Origin of the sequence: Thalassospira lucentensis (assembly GCF_050516545.1) — a bacterium.
GTDB classification, from domain to species: Bacteria; Pseudomonadota; Alphaproteobacteria; order Rhodospirillales; family Thalassospiraceae; genus Thalassospira; species Thalassospira lucentensis_C.
Genome location: NZ_CP191544.1, coordinates 26,329 through 43,482, shown reverse-complemented (window position 1 = coordinate 43,482; position 17,154 = coordinate 26,329). Strand labels below are relative to the sequence as shown.

Here is a 17,154-nt window from a genome sequence, read left to right as displayed (position 1 = left end):
CACACCAAGGCACGCCTAATATCTAGGCGATTTCGGGCAGTTGATTAATGTCATAGGCGGACTCAATGGTGCGATCAAGTACAGGGTCATGTAATGCCATTTTGAAACGACGCGCCGGGCGCACACCGCCCTTTGCCCCAAGGGTACCACACAGCATCACCGATGCCTTGCCTTTGCCCGCTGTGTTCATAAGGCCAGCACCCTCAATCAGATCCGTCAAAGGCCGGATTGATGCAATTTTACCTTCTTGATAAAGCACCCAGTCATCACCGTCCTTTTCCTGAATCCACGACCGCATTTCGATCTGTTCGATATGATCTTTTACTTCTTTAAACAACCAGATTTCCGCAGCAACAGGCTTCTCGCAAATCTGTTTGGAAAGTGCGACCGAATGGGCTTCAAGTTCGCGGTCGGTATGGTCTGATGCCAGACCAAGATAAAGCGTGCCATCCTTTGCAATCAGAAATGGCTCAATCTCGCCCGATGTGCCGGTACCGACCACTTCAATCATATCTTGCTGGGTCACCATGCCCGATGCGGTGCGGTAATAAAGCGGCACAGTTGATGGCGGCTTCACGCCAATCGCGGCCAGTTCATCAATATGGTGCTGAATGGCACTGGCATCACGACCGGTCCAACCGGCAACCGTACAATGGACAATATCAAAATCAATTTCCGCACCCGCAAGGGAGAATGTCATCTGCATTTTTCGATCTCACTTTTTTTGATTTCTGTGCTGCGGTGCTAATGCCCGGCACAATTCAAAGGGGGGGGCGGACCGGGAAATATCCCGGTCCGTCAGCCAATTGCTGTCTTTAACGAAAACACTTAGGCCCTAAAGATAGTCCGGCAGGAAAAGTGCCAGTTCAGGCAGGAAAATCAGACCAACAATCATTGCCAACATCACCAAGACGAACGGGATCGTGCCCAGCATCACCTCGGAAAGGTGTCCTGATTTTCGGGCCCCCTGCACAACATAAAGGTTCAAACCCACAGGCGGAGTGATCAGCGCCATCTCAATCAGAACGATCAAAAGAATGCCAAACCAGACCTTGTCGAACCCCATACCGGTCATAATCGGCACAATGATCGGAATGGTCGCCACCATCAGGGACAAGGTTTCGATAAAGAAACCCAGCACGATATAAAGCGCAATCACGACCATAAGGGTGCCCATCGGGCTGAAATTAAGTCCCGTCAAGAGGTCTTTAAGTTCACGCCCCATGCCCGCTGCGGTCAGGGTAAAGTTCAGGAAATAGGCCCCGATAATCACCAGCATGATCATCGCGGTAATCCGAACCGTTCCAAGCAGGCACATTTTGATCATGTCGTTGGAAACACCCCGGTTAAAGGCCGCGATAAGCATCGCAATCGCAACCCCGATAGCCGCAGATTCCGTCGGCGTGGCCCAACCGGCATAGATCGAACCAATCACAGCGATAAACAGGATCAGGATCGGGATCAGATGGCGAAGACTGCCGATACGATCGGCCCAGCTAAAGGACCGGCTTTGCCCACCAAGGGATGGTTTGATCTTACACAGAACAACCGTCACCAGCATAAAGACAACCGCCATCACAAGACCCGGCACCAAACCCGCCAAAAACAGGCGCGGTATCGATGTTTCTGTCAGGAACCCATAAACAATCAGATTGATCGACGGCGGGATCATAATGCCAAGCGTTCCACCTGCGGCAATCGCACCGGAAAACAGTTTTGGATCATAGCCAAGCTTTTCGGCTTGCGGCATCGCCACCGTTGCAACAGTCGCTGCCGTGGCAACAGATGACCCCGATGTTGCCGAAAACATTGTTGCCGTTCCGATATTGGCATGGATCAAGCCCCCCGGAAGCCACGAAAACCATTTATCCAATGCTTCGTAGGTTTTCTCGGCAATCCCACCGCGCACAAGGATTTCACCCAACAGGATGAAAAACGGAATGGCAATCAGGGTCGATGAGTTTGATGAAGACCAAACCACCTGACCAAGCCCGCGCAAAAGCGGAAACGGAGTAAAGAACTGGTCAACCCCGATCCCAAGCAGGAACAAAACAATCCCGACCGGGATCGACAAGGCCAGGAACCCAAGAAGTGAAGCCGTTACAGCAAAAATCATTGTTCAAGCTCCAGTTCGGAGCGCGCACCGACAAGGGCTTCGGCCTGATCAAAGTCGCGACGCATCAACAAAACCAATGTCAAAATCACAAGAATGCACGATGACATCGCAAACCAGATCCATCCCGAAAGCCAGATCGTCTGCGGAATCCAAAGCGGGGTTTCAAGCACCGTATTGGCCCGCGACCCTCGTTCGATGGTTTTCTCAAGCACCGGCCAACTTTGAAACGCAACAAGGGATGCCACACCGGCAAGGGCGACAATCGCAATCAGATCAAGCAACGCCCGCCCGCGTTTTTGCAAACGCAACCGGATCATATCAATACGCACATGGGCAAGTTCGGTCAGGGCATATGACATCCCCCAACTGGCAACTCCCGCCATAACGTATCCAGAAATTTCTTCGGCACCACCAAGCGATATGCCGACTTCTCGCAGCAAAATTTCTGCAATAATCAGGATCACGGTGCCCGTCAGAACAAGTCCGACGAGCAGCGCGATGAAGCGGTTTGTGCGGCGGATGGCCGCAAGCATTGTATGGGTCACTTTTCCGGCCTCTCCGCCAATTGCTGAAACTTAGTTCAGCGGTACGGTAACACCGACCGTTTTGCCAACGCTATCGTTCCAGCGTGTAACCCATTCGTCACCGGCACGTTCCGCCCATTCCGGAAGCACGGTTTCGGTCAGAATGGCTTTTGCCTGTGCAACGTCGGCATCGGAAACTTCAACCAACGTCATACTGGCAGGATCACCTGCCGGGCAGGTGCCGTTGCCCGTCAGGCAAGCAACATCGTTTTTCAATGCATCGGCAGCCGATGCCCAAGCAGGGGCTTCGAATTTGGCTGTGATTTCATCGGTAATGAATTTCTGGGTGTCAGCCGACAAACCATTCCATTTATCAAGGTTCATCGCCGTTACAACCGGATCCCAGCCGCCCAGCGGAATTGTCATCAAGTGATCGGAAACTTCCCACCAACCAGCACTATATCCAGAACCGGCACCGGTAACGGCACAATCAATCACGCCACGTTCAAGCGCGCCGGGAACTTCGGAAAACGCCACATTCACACCCGTCGCACCCAGTGCTTCAAGGAATTTGGTCGTCATACGGCCAGAACCACGGACTTTCTTGCCCTTCAGATCGGCAATAGATCCAACTTCACCAGCACAGAAAACCACCTGCGGCGGATATGGGGCAATGGCAAGAACCTTGGAATTGAAGCGTGCTTCAAAGATGTCATCGACCATCGGGCGTGCTGCTTCGACCATGGCTTGTGCTTCGGCTGCGGTATTTGCCACCAGCGGCACATCAAGGCCTTCAAGTTCCGGTGCATCGCCAACTGCGTAATCACCAACTGTCATGGCAACATCAAATACGCCGTCGCTGAGCAAACGGAACACGTCGCCGCCGCCAACGCCCATCTGATCATGGGTGGTCATCTGAACGGTGATGTCGCCGTTGGAATCCGCTGGCAGTGTTTCGGTCCAGAACGGGCTTTCGTATTGTTTATAAAGCGGCAGGCTGCTCCAGCTACCGACAACCGAAAGTTCTTCGGCAAATGCCGGGCTGGCGACAAAACCAGCACCAAGTGCGGATACCGCCAAAAGGGAAGAAACCATCTTTTTCATTCGATTAGTCCTCTCTGATAAGTCGTTTATATTTGAATTGCTTCAGGTGTTGTCTGAAGGGAAAATTCCGCAGCCTCCGCAAGGACATCGGTCACAAGCATAAGGCCCGGTTCGTGGGTAATGGCAAAATCCGGCAACACATTGCGGATTGCCATCTGTGGCGTGACTCCGCACGCCCAGAAAACCGGAATGTCCCCTTCATTCATGACGGGTTCATCTCCAAAGTCCGGTTTCATGATATCCGCGATACCGATCTGCGACGGGTCACCGATATGCACCGGTGCACCATGGGCCAGACGATATCTGTCGGAATACAAGATCGCCCGGATCGCATCGCCGGGCGCAAAAGATCGCATCGACACCACCAGCGGACCATGGAAACGCCCGGCCGGGGTGGTTTTAATATTTGTCACATACATCGGTACATTGCGGTTTGCATCCATGTGGCGCAACCGAACACCACTGCGCGTAATCGCCGCTTCAAACGAAAACGAGCATCCCAAAACGAACGTCACCAGATCATCCCGCCAGACGTCGGTAAGGTCAGTGACACTTGTGTAATCGGTGCTGCCCCGGAAAATGCGATACCCCGGAAGGTCGGTGCGAATATCAAGATCAGCACCCAGTTCCGGAATATTAGGCACCCCCGGTTTGGACATGCCGATCAACGGACATGATTTGGGGTTCTTTGCACAAAACTGCAAAAACTCGTCCGCATAGTCAGCCTGCAGGATCGCAAGGTTACCCTGTAGATATCCCGATGCATAACCAGTTGTCGTTCCTGTGTGTTGACCACTCCGGATTAATTTTCGCAACGCCTGCGGCGCGATCAGCGAAATGTCATTCGAAATATTATCAACGGAACGGGCGACACTTTTTGATGCGTTCATTGTTGGTCCCATTCTCAGCCTCTTTTTAAAGATTGAGAAACAGAACCGATCTTGTCAAGTAATCATTATAAATCATTTATGATCGCATTTAACGATCAATTTGATCTGACAATCTTGCAGCATCCTGGATCGCAGCCCCGATTTCACGGTTCCGCTCGGGGTAATAGGCAATCACAAAATGCAATGCCGTAAGCGATGCCTCCGGCAATACCGGGATCGGCTTTATATGCTCGTCCCACTCGGAATTCTTGACCATAAGTGTTGGTAAAACCCCAATTCCAAAGCCCCCGGCCACCAAATGCTTTACGGTTGAAAGCGACGCCGACCCATGTAGTGCCGGTTGCGAAATATCAGGTGCGGCAAAGATACTTTCGATCTCCCGAAATGGCGGTGTTCCCTTTGGGAATGTAACGATTGCATGCTGTGCCAGATCACTTAACGACAATGGCCTATCTTCCAAATCCGTTGCTTCAGCGCAGTACCAGCCCAGCTCAACTGGCTTCAAAGGTGCTGCGACCGCGCCTTGCGGAACGGATTCGCGCAACATAATCGCCACATCCATATCGTCTTCGCTCAGCGCCTTACTAAGCTGCCCGGACGTATCAACTGACAATTCAAATCTGACCTTGGGAAAGTCGTCCTTCAACGTGTTGAGCATGTCGGTTAGCAAGGTATGAACGATGGTTTCCGCGACCCCTATTCTGACTGTTCCGCTAAGCTCACCCGGATGGGTTAATTCTTGCCAGATGCGATCACGTGCACGCGAAAGCCGCTGTGCCTCTTCGATAAAGCGCAACCCGGCAGCGGTCAAACGCACCTGCCTGTTACTGCGATCAAACAGCATCATGCCAAGTTTCTTTTCCAGTGATGATACACGCGCAGAAATCGCTGATTGCGACAGGTTGTATTTCTGTGCCGCTGCACGAAACCCGCCCGCCTTAACGATGTCCTGCAAAATCTCGATGTCTTTGAATTCAAACACGCAAACCATCCTATTTTATTCTGCTGTATTCTATTGTCGATCACTTTACCTTCGATCTGATCACTTCGCATGATCATTTGATCACAAGATTGATCATTTTGCGCACACAGACCGTATGACTTTCCAACCAGAACGGTGAAACGAATAGCTTTTCACCAACCGATCACTGATGCGTGACTTGCCCGAAGCCCCTTTTCCAAGGACATTAGGGTCTAGCGCAATTGGAGGACGACATGCTGATACGCCGTAAAAAGGGCTGGGAAATCCCTGAACGTGATGCAACACCACAGGCGATTTACCAAAACCGCCGGCAATTCCTAAAAGGAATCGCCGCAGGCTCCATCGGTGCAACGGCCGCAAGCCTGCCGCTTGGCAACGCATTGGCACAAGGGACCGGCACCACCGCCGACCTTTATCCGGTTTCACGCAATCCCGCCTATACGGTTGATCGCGAAATGACCGAAAAAGCCAAGGCACTGACCTATAACAACTTCTATGAATTCGGATCGCACAAATCAATTTCTCAGGCAGCCCAGGCGATGAACGTTCGCCCATGGACCGTCAAGATTGACGGTCTGGTTGAAAACCCGATTGAAATCGATTTCGAAGACCTCGTGCGCAAGATGCCGCTTGAAGAACGCGTCTATCGTTTCCGTTGTGTCGAAGCATGGGCAATGACGGTTCCATGGTCCGGTTTCCCGATGAAGGCCTTGGTCGATTTTGCCAAGCCGCTTTCAGGTGCGAAATATGTCGAAATGGAAACCGCCAGCCAAAAGGAAACCATGCCGGGCCTGCGTCAATTCTGGTATCCGTGGCCCTATGTTGAAGGCCTGTCAATGGCAGAAGCCACCAACGAACTGACCATGATCGCCACAGGCATTTACGGTGAAGAACTCCCCAAACAGAACGGCGCCCCGCTGCGTCTGGTGACACCATGGAAATATGGTTTCAAAAACATCAAATCGATTGTGCGCATTACCTTTACCGACAAACGGCCGGTCAGTTTCTGGGAAGAACTGAATAAGGATGAATACGGCTTCTGGGCCAATGTGAACCCCAAAGTCCCGCATCCGCGCTGGAGTCAGGCACAAGAACGCCTGCTCAATAACGGCGAGTCCGTCCCGACCCAGATTTACAACGGATATGGCGATTATGTCGCTGATATCTACAAGGGTATGGAAAACGAAAAGCTGTTTATGTAACCGCGTAAAGTTACACCCCGCCAAACGACACAAAGGCCGGATATTTATCCGGCCTTTGTTGTATCTATCGCGGATTATGGCCCCTTGCGACGCCGCCCTTTATATTTTGATTTATTGGCCGATTTTGATCCCGGCCCGATCGTCCCTATGCTGCGCGCCATGGGGCCGGCTTCGGCCAGACCAAGTTCCTGATCTTCAAGACGCTTGATCTCGTCACGCAGACGGGCGGCTTCTTCAAATTCAAGATTACCTGCCGCTTCGCGCATCCGTTTTTCAAGATCTTCGATATGCACACGCAGATTATGGCCCACCATAATGTCACCAGACACGCCGGTATCAACCGTGACGTAATCCTGTTCGGCCACACTTTCGAGAACATCATTAATTCTGCTGCGCACGGTTTCTGGCGTGATGCCATGTGCTTCGTTATAGGCCTGCTGTTTTTCGCGGCGGCGGTTGGTTTCGCTGATCGCATAGTCAAGGCTGTCGGTCATTTTATCGGCATAAAGCAACACCCGGCCATCAACGTTACGGGCCGCACGTCCGATGGTCTGAACCAAGGATGTTTTCGACCGTAAGAAACCTTCCTTATCCGCATCCAGAATCGCGACCAAGGCACATTCGGGGATATCAAGACCTTCACGCAAAAGGTTAATCCCGACCAGAACATCAAACACGCCAAGACGCAGATCGCGGATAATTTCAATCCGCTCCAGCGTATCAATATCGGAATGCAGATATCGCACCCGGATGCCATGTTCGTGCAGATATTCGGTCAAATCCTCGGCCATGCGCTTGGTAAGTGTTGTGACCAACACACGCTGCCCTTTGGCCGCACATTGCTTGGCCTCCCCCAAAAGATCATCGACCTGGGTTTCAACCGGGCGAATGATACAGACCGGATCAATAAGCCCAGTCGGTCGGATCACCTGTTCGGCAAACACACCACCCGTGCGTTCCATTTCCCATTTTCCGGGGGTCGCTGAAACAAACACGCTTTGCGGGCGCATGGCTTCCCATTCTTCGAATTTCAGCGGCCGGTTATCAACACAACTTGGCAACCGGAACCCGTGTTCGGCCAGGGTGAATTTGCGATTGTAATCGCCCTTGAACATGCCGCCGATCTGCGGCACGGCAACGTGGCTTTCATCGACAAACAACAAGGCATTTTCGGGCAGATATTCAAACAATGTCGGTGGCGGATCGCCGGGATTACGACCCGACAACCACCGCGAATAGTTTTCGATCCCTTTGCAATGGCCAACCGTTTCCATCATCTCAAGATCAAAGGTCGTGCGTTGATCAATCCGCTCGGCCGCCAAAAGTTTTCCTTCTTCGCGGAACTGGGCAAGGCGGTCTTTTAATTCCTGTTTGATGCCCGCTATTGCCTGCACCAATGTCGGGCGCGGCGTCACATGGTGCGAATTTGCATAGACCGTGACCGAATCCATATTGGCAAATTTGTGCCCGGTCAGCGGATCAAATTCGGCCAGCTCTTCGATCTCGTCGCCAAACATCGAAACCCGCCAGGCCCGGTCTTCGGAGTGGGCCGGGAAGATTTCCAATACATCACCGCGCACCCGGAATGTCCCGCGCGAAAAGGCGGCATCATTGCGGGTATATTGCAACTCGACCAACCGTTTCATGATGTCGTTGCGATCAACTTCATCGCCGACCGAAATGCGCTGGGTCATTTCAAGATATGTTTCAACCGCCCCGATACCGTAAATGCACGAAACAGATGCCACGATGATACAGTCATTGCGTTCCAGAATCGCACGCGTTGCCGCATGGCGCATCCGGTCGATCTGCTCGTTGATCGAACTGTCTTTTTCGATATAGGTATCGGTCCGCGCGACATAGGCTTCTGGCTGATAATAGTCGTAATAGGATACGAAATATTCGACCGCATTATCGGGAAAGAAGTGCTTCATTTCAGCATAAAGCTGGGCAGCCAAAGTTTTGTTTGGCGCCAGAACCAATGCCGGGCGCTGCGTCTTGGCGATGATATTGGCCATGGTAAAGGTCTTGCCCGACCCGGTCACACCAAGCAGAACCTGATCACGCTCGTCATCATTGATGCCGCTCATAAGTTCGGCAATGGCTGCTGGCTGATCGCCAGCGGGCTCATATTCCGTCACCAGTTTAAACGCGCGGGAGCCTTCGACAGGCGGGCGGCGTTTGGTCAGAAATTCCGGCAGCACATTCATCGGGGCATTCATCGGGCAGATCCCTGTTTCGTTCTTGCTAGTAGTTATAGGCGAGATACGCGCAACCGCAAGCCCCACCCCTGACAACTCCTGTCAGGAATGTCAGGAGACGTCAGGACCAATGAACATGGAACAAACCCGAAATTGCCACGTTAAATACCCAGTTCTTTTCGATCAGACACTCCAAGGCCGCTAAAATTGGATAAAATCATCCCAAAGAACCCGCAAAACGCGACAAACTGCCTTGAATTGAATTTAAGGCAGGCGTAGGGTCCGATCCGAAAGAACGCGATTCTTTTCACTTCTTTTTTCATTCCAGGGAAACAGACCAATGGCGTTTATTGCCGACCGTTTGAGCCGTATCAAACCTTCTCCCACCATTGCCGTAACCACCAAAGCAGCCGAGCTCAAAGCAGCTGGCGTTGACGTGATCGGGCTTGGCGCAGGTGAGCCGGACTTTGATACCCCCGACAACATCAAAGCAGCCGCCAAAGCAGCGCTCGATGCTGGCAAGACCAAATACACTCCGGTTGCCGGTACGCCCGAGCTGCGCAAGGCGATTGTTGAAAAGTTCAAGCGCGAGAATGACCTGGAATACACTATCGACGAAATCACAGTCGGGTGTGGTGGCAAACAGACGCTGTTCAATGCGTTCTTTGCAACCTTGAACCCGGGCGATGAAGTCGTCATTCCGGCACCATACTGGGTTTCTTACCCGGACATGGCGCTGATGGCCGAAGGCACCCCTGTCATTGTCGAATGTCAGGAAGAAAACGACTTCAAAATCACAGCTAGTGAACTTGAAGCCGCGATTACGCCAAACACCAAATGGGTGGTTCTGAACTCGCCGTCAAACCCGACCGGTTCTGCCTATTCACGTGCAGAATTGCGGGCAATTGCGGACGTTCTTCTGAAACATGAAAACGTCTACATCATGTCTGATGACATGTATGAACACCTTGTCTATGACGGTTTCGAATTCACCACCATCGCGCAGGTTGAGCCAAAGCTCAAAGCACGCACGCTGACCTGTAACGGCGTTTCGAAATCCTATGCCATGACCGGCTGGCGCCTTGGTTATGCTGCTGGCCCGGTTGAGCTGATCAAAGCAATCAACAAGGTTCAGTCGCAGTCAAGCACGCATACCTCCTCGATCAGTCAGGCGGCTTCGGTCGAAGCCCTGAACGGTCCGCAGGACTTCCTGGCGGAACGTGCTGAAGTCTTCAAAAAACGCCGTGACCTTGTGGTTGCAGCGCTCAATGAATGCGAAGGCCTGTCGTGCAAAACCCCGGAAGGTGCGTTTTACGTCTATCCGTCCTGTGCGGGTGCGATTGGCAAAACCACCCCGGATGGCAAAAAAATCGAAACCGATACCGATTTTGTCACCTACCTGCTTGAAGCAGAAGGCGTTGCCGCTGTTCAGGGTTCGGCATTTGGTCTGGCACCGTATTTCCGCATTTCCTATGCGACCTCCGATGCCGCCCTTACCGAAGCCTGCGCACGTATCAAACGCGCCTGCGCAGCACTGAAATAAGGTTTCTGCTCCCAATCACTTGGGATCAAAATCGACCAAACAGGGTCTGGCACTTGCCGGGCCCTGTTTTTTTGTCCATGATTGAATTAAATAATTGCGCACCAAATTACCGATAAATCGGATGCACCATGTTGAACGAAAATTTCTATGCCACCGTTGACGGGGTCAGTTTGTCCTGCCAACGGATCATCCCAACGGATGCAAGACCAGACGCCCCGACCATCATTTTCCTGCATGAGGCACTTGGCACCATTCGCATGTGGCGCGACTTCCCGGCAAAGCTTGCCACCGCCACGCGCCATCCGGTGATTGTCTATGAACGCCGTGGCCATGGCCGGTCTGATCCCCATGCCGATGGCGATATCCCGCGCCAGATCGACTTTCACAACACCGAAAGCGATGTCTATCTGCATGGTCTGATCACGGAACTCGGGCTGGATCGCCCGATCCTGTTTGGTCATAGCGACGGTGCGACCATTACGCTTAAATATGCCGCGCGCTTTCCAGATAATGTCCGCGCTGTCATTTCCGAAGCAGCCCACGTCTTTGTCGAAGACGTCACCATTGCCGGCATTAATGACGCCGCATCGATCTATGCCAACACAGATTGGAAAACCAGGTTACAGCGCCATCACTTTGCCCAGACAGATGAAGTATTCCGCGCATGGGTCGATACATGGCGTCAGCCGGCATTTCGCGACTGGAACATGGTCGATGAACTGACCAACATCACCTGCCCGCTTCTGGTCATTCAGGGTGATGATGACCAGTTTGGCAGCGATGATCAGGTCCATACCATCTGCGCGAATGTCAGTGGCCCGGTGACAAAAATGCTGATCAAGGCGTGCGGCCATATCCCGCATTTTGATCAACCTGATCAGATCATTGCCGCAACCTTAAAACATCTGGGACTTGATGAACTGACAACGGCATAATTCATCCCCCGCCTCCCATCAAAAAGCCCCGACCGCATGATGCAGCCGGGGCTTTTCACTGTGGGCATCTGCCCTAAATTCTGGTGGCTTATTCTGCCAATGCGTCTTCGGCGTCAATGACGACTGCAACCGCGTGAATGATCGATGCGATACGGATCGCGTTCTGGATCGTTTCTTTTTTCACACCCGCACCTTTGAGAACCTTGTCATGGCTGTCAATGCACATGCCACAGCCATTGATTGCCGAAACGGCAATCGAAAACAGCTCGAAATCGGCTTTATCAATGCCCGGCTTGCCGATGATGTTCATCCGAAGGCGCGCTGGCATCGAACCATATTCAGGGTCCGAGACCAGATGCACGAACCGGTAATAAATGTTGTTCATGCCCATGATCGCCGCCGCACCTTTGGCGGCTTCAATTGCTTCTTCGGAAAGCTTGGCCTTGGCTTCGGCGGCAACCGCCTTGATCAATTTGGCGTTGCGCGATGCGAAGGCACAGGCAAGGGCGGTGCCATAAACCTGCTGATCGGTCATGCCCGGATTGTTCGCCATGCTTGACAGGTTCAGTTTCAAATCCTTGGCATAGGCTGGCATTGCGTCTTTGATTTCGACGATCGACGTCATTGGTTTATCCCCTGAATTTTCCGATGGGCGGAAATCGGGACCGGGCACAGGCCCGATCCCGAAGTCATCTGGCTTAAATCGCAAACAGCGACTTAAAGGGTTTCGTCACCCTGGGTCCAGTTGCACGGGCAGAGCTCGTCGGTCTGCAGCGCATCAAGGATACGCAGTGCTTCCTGCGGGTTACGACCAACGTTAAGGTCGTTTACCTGTACGTGACGGATGATGTTATCCGGATCCACGATGAAGGTCGCACGCAGCGCAACACCGGCGTCTTTCGCCAGAACACCAAGGGCGGTCGAGAGTTCTTTTTTCTCATCCGCCAGCCATACGAACGGGCTGTCGCCCAGATCTTCATGGTGGGTGCGCCATGCAGCATGCACGAAATCGGTGTCGGTCGAGCAGCCCAGAAGAACCGCATCACGGTCTTCGAAATCACCATTCAACTCGCCATAGCCAACAATCTCGGTCGGGCAGACAAAGGTAAAATCTTTCGGCCAGAAGAACAGGATCTTCCATTTACCTTCATAGGATTTGTCGGTCACCGGTGCAAAGCTGTCCGGGGATTTACCCGAAACACCAGTCAGATTAAATTCAGGAAGCGTATCACCAACGGTAAGCATTGTTTTGGTTACTCCATAACCCAGTTTAAAATCCCGATCCACGGCCCCCGACAGGCCGCTTGCTCTTTGTGTGCAAGTGCAAAAAATTCACTCACTGCTGGCGATTTGTAGTGAAATGGACTAACTAAGACAAATAGATAAAACCTCACTTTGTGATAGGAAAAATTTATGGTCGCACAACCAAGCATCAAGCAGCTCAAATACTTGGTTGCCTTGGCTGAATGTGGCCATTTTGGCCGTGCTGCTGAATCCTGCTTTATCACACAGCCCAGCCTTTCGGCTGCCATCAACGAACTTGAAAACCTGCTTGGTGCGCAGCTTGTCGAACGAAACAAGCGACAAGTCCTGATCACGCCATTGGGTGAAGATGTCGTTTCGCGGGCGCGAAGTATCCTTCAGGAAGTCGATGAACTGACCACCATGGCACAGGCTGCCACCGAACCCTTGTCCGGTCCGATCCACATTGGTGTGATCCCGACAATCGGTCCGTATCTTTTGCCAGATGTCATGATGCAGGTTAAATCGGGTTTCCCGAAACTCCAGCCCTTCCTGCGCGAAGACCAGACCAGCAAACTGATCGAACTTCTGGCGGCTGGGAAACTTGATCTGGCCCTGATTGCCCTGCCAATCGAAGAAAACTGGCTCGAAGAATTTGATCTGTTTGAAGACAAATTCGTCTTTGCGTGTAGCCCGGACAATCCGCTGACGAAAAAGCGCCACCTTGAAATAGCTGATATCAAGGATGAAAAACTTTTGCTGCTGGAAGACGGGCATTGCCTGCGCGATCAGGCCCTTGAAGTCTGTCAAAAAGCCGGCTGGAGCAAGTCCGCAGATTTTCAGGCCAACAGCCTTTCAACCCTTGTTCAGATGGTGGCCGCTGGCGTTGGTTCGACCCTGCTTCCTGAAATGTCGCTGGAAGTCGAAGCCCGTCGCCCGGATCTTTTGAAAATCATACCCTTTGAAAACCCGGTTCCAATTCGCCGCATCGGCATGGTCTGGCGCCGCAGTTCCGCCCGAAAGCGTGAATATCGTCAATTGGCAAGCCATTTACGGGATCGTCTTTCGCCAAACCAGCAGGCTGAAGTCGCCTGATCGCTGGTAAGGTAAAATAAGACAAGCACCCTATTCCCGCACATTAAGGACCGGGCACAGCGCCGATGTTACCGATCAAGGATAACAACCCGACCACCATCACCCCATGGGTGACCTATGCCATCATTGCGATCAATGTTGTGGTTTTCCTTGGAACCGTAACCCTTGATCCGCAATCTGCGCGCTTGATGAATATACAATATGGCGCCATCCCGGCCGTGCTGTTTGGTCATGCAAATCTTCCGCCTGAATTATCGCCCTTCCCTGCCGGATTTGGCTTCCTGTCGATTTTCTCGGCGATGTTCATGCATGGCGGCTGGATGCATCTTGGCGGCAACATGCTGTATCTTTGGGTGTTTGGAAATAATGTCGAAGACGCGATGGGGCATTTCCGGTTTTTGATGTTCTATCTGATTTGCGGCGTTGCGGCGGCCCTTGGCCATGGCCTGCTCGATACCCAGTCACAACTCCCCATGATCGGCGCATCCGGCGCCCTTGCCGGGGTATTGGGTGCGTATTTCCTGCTTTATCCCAAGGCCCGCATTCTTGTCTGGTTCTTCTGGGTCTTCATTTTCTATGTGCCTGCGGTTTTTGTGCTGGGCTTTTGGTTTGTCACACAAATCATCAATTTTGGCAGTGGCGCTCAGGATGGCATTGCCTGGGTCGCCCATATTGCCGGTTTCATCGCCGGCATGGCTCTGATCCCGCTGTTCAAGCATCGCACCATTCCGCTTTGGCATGATGGGGCGCCTCAACGCGCCTTTGGTATTTATCGCCCCGGTCGCAAGTCACGCGACACAGGTACTGCATCAAACGTCCCGCCATGGGCTGCAGCCTATGAGGCCGAACGTATTGCCAAACATGCAAGGATGCGCCGCAATCAACGCGGGCCGTGGGGCAAGGAAGGTGCGAACGCCGATAAATCCCCATGGGGCCGTTATCAAACCCCGGATACCGCCGCCAAACCGTCGAAGAAACCATCGGTAGGTGTGCCAAAAGTTGTTCGCTTGCATCCAGACCAAAACAACGACGATAATTGATAAAGAAAAATCAAAACCCGTCCCGGAGGAACCCCAATGCGCGCTGCTTATTTCACCGAATATCAGGGGCCGATTGACGTTCAAAATGTTGCTGACCCGACCCCGGAAAATGGCGGTGTTGTGATCAAGGTCGGCGCGACCGGACTGTGCCGAAGCGACTGGCACGGCTGGATGGGCCATGATTCCGACGTGCAATTACCCCATGTGCCGGGCCATGAATTTGCCGGAACCGTTGTTGGCGTGGGCAAGGATATCAAACGCTGGAAAGAGGGTGATCGGGTCACGGTGCCGTTTGTATCGGGATGCGGTCATTGCCCGGAATGCCATTCCGGCAACCATCAGGTCTGCGACCATCAATTCCAGCCGGGCTTTACCCATTGGGGCAGTTTTGCCGAGTATGTCGCGATTGACTATGCCGACACCAATCTTGTCCGCCTGCCCGATGACATGGAATTCGCAACGGCTGCAAGCCTTGGCTGCCGGTTCGCCACCAGTTTCCGGGCTGTGATTGATCAGGGCAAAGTTACCGCTGGTCAAATCGTTGCCGTGCATGGCGCGGGCGGGGTTGGTCTTTCGGCCATCATGATTGCTGCGGCTGCCGGGGCCTATGTCATTGCGGTTGATATCGATGATGCCAAGCTGGAATTTGCCAAGGACCTTGGCGCCAATGCGGTTTTAAACGCACAAAACATCGATGATATCCCGACCGCGATCAAGGACATCACCCGGGGTGGTGTGCATGTCTCGGTTGATGCCCTTGGCAGTGCCCAGACCTGCTTTAACTCGGTCGCCTGTTTGCGCAAACGCGGCAAGCATATCCAGATTGGCCTTATGACCGGCGATCATGCCCATGCGGCTGTTCCGATGGACCGCGTGGTGGCCCACGAACTTGAAATTTTGGGCAGTCACGGCATGCAGGCCTTTCGCTATGACGCCATGATCGACATGATCATGACCGGCAAGCTTCGCCCGCAAAAACTGATCAATGATCGAGTCTCCCTTGCAGAAGGTGCCACCGCACTCATGAGCATGGGCCATTTCACTGGAACCGGCGTGACGGTGATTGATCGTTTCTAGGACCCGAATTCTGCGAACGCGCCAACAGGCTGCCTGACAGCCATTTGTTAGAATACTTATAATTTTAATGAGAACTATTTAAACACATTCATGGTTGAAATCAGCGAAATAATGTCCTTATGTACGTTAGGGGTATTTACCGGCAACGCCCGGCCCCGACAATAAGAGACACCGACTTTCGCTGTGGGACATGATGCGAAAAGAACGGTTTCCTCCTTTCGGAGAGAGAGACGGAACCATGACACAAAACCAAACCATGGATGACCCAACCCGGCGTAAAACGGAACTCAAAAGCTTCCTGTTTCTTGCCGTCGTCCTTGCCCCCGCCCTTGCTGTTGCAATCGTTGGCGGGCTTGGGTTTTCAATCTGGATTTATCAAATGTTTGCAGGCCCACCCGGACCACCGGTCTAACGGACGGGGGGCATCCAAATGCCTGTAACTGCCAAACAAGCAACCCGACGGGAATTTTTGAACCGGCTGCGATCCGCGCCGGTCCCACAGTCAGGCGTACCCGACCGCGCGATCAGACCACCGTGGGCGCATCACATTGATACCCAATGCACCGCATGTGGCGACTGTGCCCCAGCCTGCCCGGAAGGGATCATTGGTCTTGATCACAATCAATACCCGGTTGTTGATTTCAGCAAGGGCGAATGCACCTTTTGTGCTGCCTGTGTCGATGCCTGCCCCGAAGATGTTTTTGACACCACACAGGAACCGGCCTGGCAGCTTGACATCGCGGTTGGCAATACCTGCTTTGCCGAAAAGGGCATCTATTGCCGGTCCTGTGGGGATAGCTGCCCGGAATCTGCCATTCGGATCCCACCACAACTGGGCGGTCGCGCCCGCGTCATCATTGATGAAGAAGCCTGCACAAAATGTGGTGCATGCCTGTCGGCCTGCCCGGCCGATGCCATCTCCATCACCCCGCAAAAGGAATACAGCCATGAATGAAACCGTCGGGGTGATCTCCAGCATGATTGTTCAGGCCCGTCCCGAACAGATTGAACTGATCAAAACCGAAATTGAAAATTTCGCCGGGGCTGAAATCACGGCACAGGACCCATCGGGAAAAATCATTGTCGTGCTTGAGGCCGATACAGACCGCCAACTTGCCGACACCATGCAAAAGATCGGTGAAATCCAAGGTGTCCTAGGCGTCAATCTTGTGTTTCACCACAGCGAAAAAGCCAATTAAAGCC

Annotated in this window: 18 protein-coding genes; 9 read left to right on the top strand and 9 right to left on the bottom strand. The window is 52.8% G+C overall.

Annotation, left to right across the window (positions count from 1 at the left end; all coding sequences use genetic code 11):
- Window positions 1-22 precede the first annotated feature (22 nt).
- From ACQ0MK_RS00230 to ACQ0MK_RS00205, 6 genes are all read right to left on the bottom strand, one after another.
- Complete coding sequence (locus ACQ0MK_RS00230; protein WP_430474309.1) at window positions 23-706, bottom strand: DUF2848 domain-containing protein; 684 nt, start codon at window positions 704-706, stop codon at window positions 23-25.
- 129 nt (window positions 707-835) lie between these two features.
- Window positions 836-2,116, bottom strand: coding sequence for a TRAP transporter large permease (locus ACQ0MK_RS00225; protein WP_430474308.1), 1,281 nt, complete (start codon window positions 2,114-2,116; stop codon window positions 836-838).
- Window positions 2,113-2,661, bottom strand: a complete 549-nt coding sequence (locus tag ACQ0MK_RS00220) for a TRAP transporter small permease subunit (protein ID WP_430474307.1) — start codon at window positions 2,659-2,661, stop codon at window positions 2,113-2,115. The genes ACQ0MK_RS00225 and ACQ0MK_RS00220 overlap by 4 nt, the downstream gene beginning before the upstream one ends.
- Before the next feature lie 30 nt (window positions 2,662-2,691).
- Window positions 2,692-3,744 (bottom strand): TRAP transporter substrate-binding protein, encoded by a 1,053-nt coding sequence (locus ACQ0MK_RS00215; RefSeq protein ID WP_430474306.1) that lies wholly within the window; start codon window positions 3,742-3,744, stop codon window positions 2,692-2,694.
- Between the two features lie 26 nt (window positions 3,745-3,770).
- Window positions 3,771-4,634 (bottom strand): putative hydro-lyase, encoded by an 864-nt coding sequence (locus ACQ0MK_RS00210; protein WP_430474305.1) that lies wholly within the window; start codon window positions 4,632-4,634, stop codon window positions 3,771-3,773.
- 88 nt (window positions 4,635-4,722) lie between these two features.
- Window positions 4,723-5,616: a LysR family transcriptional regulator gene (locus ACQ0MK_RS00205; RefSeq protein WP_430474304.1), complete on the bottom strand. Its 894-nt coding sequence runs from the start codon at window positions 5,614-5,616 to the stop codon at window positions 4,723-4,725.
- Window positions 5,617-5,849: 233 nt separating this feature from the next.
- Here ACQ0MK_RS00205 and msrP point away from each other — a divergent pair, with 233 nt between their 5' ends.
- Entirely contained in the window at window positions 5,850-6,818 is a 969-nt protein-coding gene (gene msrP, locus ACQ0MK_RS00200; protein ID WP_430474303.1) for a protein-methionine-sulfoxide reductase catalytic subunit MsrP, read from the top strand.
- A 74-nt stretch (window positions 6,819-6,892) separates the two neighbouring features.
- On the opposite strand, the gene uvrB is transcribed toward msrP, so the two are convergent.
- Window positions 6,893-9,028, bottom strand: a complete 2,136-nt coding sequence (gene uvrB, locus ACQ0MK_RS00195) for an excinuclease ABC subunit UvrB (protein ID WP_430476059.1) — start codon at window positions 9,026-9,028, stop codon at window positions 6,893-6,895.
- A 331-nt stretch (window positions 9,029-9,359) separates the two neighbouring features.
- Between uvrB and ACQ0MK_RS00190 the strand changes: the two genes are divergently transcribed.
- Together ACQ0MK_RS00190 and ACQ0MK_RS00185 are read left to right on the top strand one after the other, a co-directional pair.
- Window positions 9,360-10,562, top strand: coding sequence for an aspartate transaminase (locus tag ACQ0MK_RS00190; protein ID WP_430474302.1), 1,203 nt, complete (start codon window positions 9,360-9,362; stop codon window positions 10,560-10,562).
- Between the two features lie 128 nt (window positions 10,563-10,690).
- The gene (locus ACQ0MK_RS00185; protein ID WP_430474301.1) at window positions 10,691-11,497 is read left to right on the top strand and encodes an alpha/beta fold hydrolase; all 807 of its coding nucleotides are present in this window, start codon (window positions 10,691-10,693) and stop codon (window positions 11,495-11,497) included.
- Window positions 11,498-11,585: 88 nt separating this feature from the next.
- Here ACQ0MK_RS00185 and ACQ0MK_RS00180 read toward each other — a convergent pair whose 3' ends face one another.
- Together ACQ0MK_RS00180 and ACQ0MK_RS00175 are read right to left on the bottom strand one after the other, a co-directional pair.
- Entirely contained in the window at window positions 11,586-12,122 is a 537-nt protein-coding gene (locus ACQ0MK_RS00180) for a carboxymuconolactone decarboxylase family protein (protein WP_350042518.1), read from the bottom strand.
- A 92-nt stretch (window positions 12,123-12,214) separates the two neighbouring features.
- Entirely contained in the window at window positions 12,215-12,742 is a 528-nt protein-coding gene (locus tag ACQ0MK_RS00175) for a peroxiredoxin (RefSeq protein ID WP_350042517.1), read from the bottom strand.
- A 168-nt stretch (window positions 12,743-12,910) separates the two neighbouring features.
- On the opposite strand from ACQ0MK_RS00175, the gene ACQ0MK_RS00170 reads away from it, so the two are divergent.
- The 6 genes from ACQ0MK_RS00170 (at window position 12,911) to ACQ0MK_RS00145 (ending at window position 17,150) form a co-directional block, all read left to right on the top strand.
- On the top strand, window positions 12,911-13,834 hold the full coding sequence (locus ACQ0MK_RS00170) for a LysR substrate-binding domain-containing protein (protein ID WP_350042516.1): 924 nt from the start codon (window positions 12,911-12,913) through the stop codon (window positions 13,832-13,834).
- A gap of 65 nt (window positions 13,835-13,899) precedes the next feature.
- Window positions 13,900-14,874 (top strand): rhomboid family intramembrane serine protease, encoded by a 975-nt coding sequence (locus ACQ0MK_RS00165; protein ID WP_430474300.1) that lies wholly within the window; start codon window positions 13,900-13,902, stop codon window positions 14,872-14,874.
- A gap of 36 nt (window positions 14,875-14,910) precedes the next feature.
- Complete coding sequence (locus ACQ0MK_RS00160; protein ID WP_430474299.1) at window positions 14,911-15,951, top strand: zinc-dependent alcohol dehydrogenase family protein; 1,041 nt, start codon at window positions 14,911-14,913, stop codon at window positions 15,949-15,951.
- Between the two features lie 238 nt (window positions 15,952-16,189).
- Window positions 16,190-16,363, top strand: coding sequence for a periplasmic nitrate reductase, NapE protein (napE, locus tag ACQ0MK_RS00155; RefSeq protein WP_430474298.1), 174 nt, complete (start codon window positions 16,190-16,192; stop codon window positions 16,361-16,363).
- 18 nt (window positions 16,364-16,381) lie between these two features.
- Complete coding sequence (gene napF / locus ACQ0MK_RS00150; RefSeq protein ID WP_430474297.1) at window positions 16,382-16,906, top strand: ferredoxin-type protein NapF; 525 nt, start codon at window positions 16,382-16,384, stop codon at window positions 16,904-16,906.
- Complete coding sequence (locus ACQ0MK_RS00145) at window positions 16,899-17,150, top strand: chaperone NapD (protein WP_430474296.1); 252 nt, start codon at window positions 16,899-16,901, stop codon at window positions 17,148-17,150. Before napF ends, ACQ0MK_RS00145 begins: the two co-directional genes overlap by 8 nt.
- Window positions 17,151-17,154: the final 4 nt, after the last annotated feature.

Bases quoted from the DNA above. Each gene is read 5' to 3' on its own strand.
- ACQ0MK_RS00230 (WP_430474309.1), bottom strand. From the start codon at position 706: ATGCAGATGACATTCTCCCTTGCGGGTGCGGAAATTGATTTTGATATT.
- ACQ0MK_RS00225 (WP_430474308.1), bottom strand. From the start codon at position 2,116: ATGATTTTTGCTGTAACGGCTTCACTTCTTGGGTTCCTGGCCTTGTCG.
- ACQ0MK_RS00215 (WP_430474306.1), bottom strand. From the start codon at position 3,744: ATGAAAAAGATGGTTTCTTCCCTTTTGGCGGTATCCGCACTTGGTGCT.
- ACQ0MK_RS00210 (WP_430474305.1), bottom strand. From the start codon at position 4,634: ATGAACGCATCAAAAAGTGTCGCCCGTTCCGTTGATAATATTTCGAAT.
- msrP (WP_430474303.1), top strand. From the start codon at position 5,850: ATGCTGATACGCCGTAAAAAGGGCTGGGAAATCCCTGAACGTGATGCA.
- uvrB (WP_430476059.1), bottom strand. From the start codon at position 9,028: ATGAATGTGCTGCCGGAATTTCTGACCAAACGCCGCCCGCCTGTCGAA.
- ACQ0MK_RS00190 (WP_430474302.1), top strand. From the start codon at position 9,360: ATGGCGTTTATTGCCGACCGTTTGAGCCGTATCAAACCTTCTCCCACC.
- ACQ0MK_RS00185 (WP_430474301.1), top strand. From the start codon at position 10,691: ATGTTGAACGAAAATTTCTATGCCACCGTTGACGGGGTCAGTTTGTCC.
- ACQ0MK_RS00180 (WP_350042518.1), bottom strand. From the start codon at position 12,122: ATGACGTCGATCGTCGAAATCAAAGACGCAATGCCAGCCTATGCCAAG.
- ACQ0MK_RS00175 (WP_350042517.1), bottom strand. From the start codon at position 12,742: ATGCTTACCGTTGGTGATACGCTTCCTGAATTTAATCTGACTGGTGTT.
- ACQ0MK_RS00170 (WP_350042516.1), top strand. From the start codon at position 12,911: ATGGTCGCACAACCAAGCATCAAGCAGCTCAAATACTTGGTTGCCTTG.
- ACQ0MK_RS00165 (WP_430474300.1), top strand. From the start codon at position 13,900: ATGTTACCGATCAAGGATAACAACCCGACCACCATCACCCCATGGGTG.
- ACQ0MK_RS00160 (WP_430474299.1), top strand. From the start codon at position 14,911: ATGCGCGCTGCTTATTTCACCGAATATCAGGGGCCGATTGACGTTCAA.
- napE (WP_430474298.1), top strand. From the start codon at position 16,190: ATGACACAAAACCAAACCATGGATGACCCAACCCGGCGTAAAACGGAA.
- napF (WP_430474297.1), top strand. From the start codon at position 16,382: ATGCCTGTAACTGCCAAACAAGCAACCCGACGGGAATTTTTGAACCGG.
- ACQ0MK_RS00145 (WP_430474296.1), top strand. From the start codon at position 16,899: ATGAATGAAACCGTCGGGGTGATCTCCAGCATGATTGTTCAGGCCCGT.